General features: G+C 64.2%; 2 protein-coding genes and 1 pseudogene. 2 read left to right on the forward strand and 1 reads right to left on the reverse strand.

All coding sequences use genetic code 11. The annotated features are described in order from the left end of the window. Positions 1-1,668 (reverse strand): annotated as a pseudogene (locus EN939_RS25540) (autotransporter outer membrane beta-barrel domain-containing protein); the annotation flags it as partial. Positions 1,669-1,893: 225 nt separating this feature from the next. Between EN939_RS25540 and EN939_RS25545 the strand changes: the two are divergent. Next, entirely contained in the window at positions 1,894-3,216 is a 1,323-nt protein-coding gene (locus EN939_RS25545) for a tetratricopeptide repeat protein (RefSeq protein ID WP_127270193.1), read from the forward strand. A gap of 82 nt (positions 3,217-3,298) precedes the next feature. Next, positions 3,299-3,521 (forward strand): FGGY family carbohydrate kinase (locus tag EN939_RS25550; RefSeq protein ID WP_245473169.1); only part of this gene is annotated, 223 nt, incomplete at its 3' end.

Here is a 3,521-nt window from a genome sequence, read left to right on the forward strand (position 1 = left end):
GCCCTCGGTCGGAGGCGGCGTCGGCGGCAGCTCGGAAGGCGGCGGCGGCGGCGGTTCGGCCGCCGGCGGCTCTGGTTCCGGCGGCGCAGTAGGTTCCAGCGCCGGCGGGGCGGCGGCCGGAGGGGCCGGCGTGTTCAGCGTCGAGCGCAGGTACCAGTTCTCCTCGCTGCCGGCGCTGACGCCGCCCTTGAACAGATAATATTCAAAGGCACCGGCGGCGACCGGGGCGTCGAGCGCGAATGTCGTGGCGCCCGAGGTGGCGCCGTTGATTGCCTGGACGACCATGATGCCGTCCTGCGTGGTCGCAGCCCCCGCGCCGCCGAGATTGACCACGGAGATCCCGGTCGAACCGGAAGCCGTTCCGCTCGACAGGACCAACTTGTCGGATGCGGAGGAATCGTCACCGAGCTCGGTCTGGATAAGCAGCAGGCCACCCAGGCCGACATAGTTGCCCGAAATCGTCAGGCTGTCGGTGGCACCGGTGCTGCCATTGGTCAGGTCGATGCGGCCGGCATTGGTGACCTGCGCCAGCTGGCCCGCCGTAAAGGCCTGGATCGCCGTGTTGAAGCCGCCGCCATAAAGCGTGCTCGCGGCATCGACACTGAGCGAACCTGTGCCGGTGCCGCTATCGCCGAGCACCAGATTGCTGTCCATCGTCAGCTCGGTGTCGTTGGTGGCGTCGATGCTCTCCCAGTTCTGGAGCCGGCTGACCCCATCCAGTTTGACGTTGTCCAGTGTCAGCGCGTCGGTACCGAGGCCGCCTGATATGGCATCCGTGGCACCGAGATTGGCGTTGGTGAGGTTGCTGAGCCTGGCGGTGTCGTTGTCGCCGCCGAGATCGACGGCGCCATAGATGATGCCGCCACCGTTCCAGACGAAATCGTCGGCGCCAAAACTCATCAGTATATCGCCACCGACCGTGCCCCCGGTGATCGTGACACTGTCATTGCCGCCGCTGACGCTGATGTTGCCGCCGATGGTGCCGCCCGACAGGATGATCGTGTCCTTGTCGAAGCCGGTGACGAGGTTGCGGTCGATGGTGCCGCCGGACATGTTGAAGTAATTCTGGTCGAGCTTCATGTTGACGCGGCCGATGCGGCCACCGGTCATCACGGCGCGGTCGCCATCGTCGAAGAAATCGACGATGCGTCCGCCGGTCATGGTGAAGGTGTCGAGGCCGTCGCCCTGGTTGAGCGAGCCGATCTGGCCGCCGCTCATGTTGAAGTCGTCGATGCCGGCGCCCTGCTGGACATTGCCGGCGACGGTCCCCGCGCCAATGGTGAAAAAATCCGTGCCGCCACCCTGATCGACGGTGCCGGTGATGGTGCCGGACTGCATGTCGATGCGGTCCGTGCCGACGCCAAAGCTGACATTGCCTGATATCTGCCCGGTGCCGCCGGCAGGAAAATTGAGCGTGTTGTCGCCATCGGCATCGGTGAGGCTGCCGCCAGAGTCGCCGCTATCGCAGGTGTAGACGGTGTTTCCAGCGGATGGACCCAGCACGCATGCGGCAAACGCGGCGGAGTTGGGCAGCAACGCAAAAGCTGTAGTTGAGAAGATGCTAATAAGCCACGGGTGTAGCGGCTGCGGCTTTCGCCGGAGCGAAGCAACTGCCACCTGAGCATCCCCCGAACGACTGTTCGGAGGCGAGTTCTTCATATGCCGCATCGCGTCCCCCCTCGATTCGCGATTCCAGCCCCCGCCAGCCGCCGTAATGAAGACACAATTCATTCGATTTTACAAAGCCTAATCTGCCCCGCATGGTTGCTAAACTGCAAAGACTACTTAAATGATCTGGCGTAGCGCGCGGTTGGCGTGTCCGTGGCCCATGCTTTAGGATCGGTTTGGGCCGAAGGATCGAGGCCCTGTCACGAATCGATGAAAGGACATCGCATGGCAACCAGGGACGTATTCGGCCTGGCGCTTTCGGGCGCGACGGCGGCGGGATCCACCCCCTACAGCCAGGCGGTGCGTGAACTGCAGTGCTTCATCGGCGACCCCGTAGCCTCCGTCGACCGCGCCATCGCGGAAGATCCCGGCTTCGTCATGGCGCATGTCTTCAAGGGCTATCTGTTCGGCCTCGCCACCGAGCGGGAGGCGACAGCGGTGGCCAAGGCTTGCCATGAGGCGTCACTGCCGCTTGCCGCGACCACGCGCGAGCGGGCGCATGTCACAGCCCTGGGTCATCTCGCCAACGGACGCTGGCATCAAGCCAGCCGCATTCTCGAGGACATCACCATCGAGACCCCGCGCGACGGGCTGGCGCTGCAGGTCGGCCACCAGATCGATTTCTTCACCGGCAATGCACGCATGCTGCGCGACCGCATCGCACGCGCCCTGCCGTCCTGGCAAAGCGGCATGCCCGGCTACCACGCCATGCTCGGCATGCACGCCTTCGGGCTGGAGGAAATGGGTGACTATGTGAGGGCCGAGCAGCTTGGCCGCGCGGCGGTCGACATCGAGCCGCGCGACGGCTGGGCGCAGCATGCCGTCGCCCATGTTATGGAGATGCAGAGCCGGCAAAGGGATGGCATCGCCTGGATGCAGGCCAACCCGGAAGCGTGGACAAGGGAGAGTTTCCTGCAGGTCCACAATTGGTGGCACCTGGCGCTGTTCCACTATGATCTCGGCGAGACCGACGCGGTGCTGGCCCTCTATGACGGCCCCATTTACAGCGTGCAATCGACGATGGCGCTCAACATGGTCGATGCCTCGGCAGTCCTGTGGCGGCTCGCCCTCGGCGGCGTCGATGTCGGCGACCGCTGGGCGGCGCTCGCCGCCAATTGGCATAAGGCCGGCGCCGGCAATTATGCCTTCAACGATGCCCACGCGATGATGGCCTTTGTCGGTGCAGGGTTAGATGCGCCGGCCCTCGCTTTGCTTGAGGCTCAGCGCGAGGCCATGCGTGGCAGCGACGACAATGCGGCTTTCACGCGGGATGTCGGCCATCCGCTGACGCTCGCCGTCAAGGCATTCGGTGAGGGCAATTACGCCGAGACCGTGCGCCTGATCCGGCCGATCCGATCGATCTCCCATCGCTTCGGCGGCAGCCACGCCCAGCGGGATGTTATCGACCTGACGCTGATCGAGGCAGCGTTGCGCGCCGGTGACGGTGCGCTGGCCAGGGCGCTCACGGCCGAGCGTTCGATGGCGCGGCCCGACAGTCCGCTGTCAGCGCTGTTTGTGCGACGCGCCGCCGATTTGTCGGAGAATTGACCCGAAGCGGATCTTGTTTTAAAAACTGGCCAAGTCAGATTTTTTCGAGACCCGAAAAAATTAACTGGCGTGGGAGGAAGACATGTATCTGGGCCTCGATCTCGGAACGTCGGGCGTCAAGGCGCTGCTGATCGATGCCGGGCAAACCGTCATCGGTTCCGGCCATGGTTCGCTTGATGTTTCACGGCCGCATCCCGGATGGTCGGAACAGAATCCCGAGCACTGGATCCGGGCCTGCGAAGACGCAATTGCCGAGCTCAAATCCTCCCATCCGGATGAACTCGCGGCAGTCAAGGGAATTGGCC

The organism is Mesorhizobium sp. M7A.F.Ca.CA.002.05.1.1 (genome assembly GCF_003998335.1).
Lineage (GTDB): Bacteria > Pseudomonadota > Alphaproteobacteria > Rhizobiales > Rhizobiaceae > Mesorhizobium.

What these genes read in the sequence shown, in the direction of transcription:
- EN939_RS25545 (WP_127270193.1), top strand. Translation starts at nt 1,894, where the DNA reads ATGGCAACCAGGGACGTATTCGGCCTGGCGCTTTCGGGCGCGACGGCG.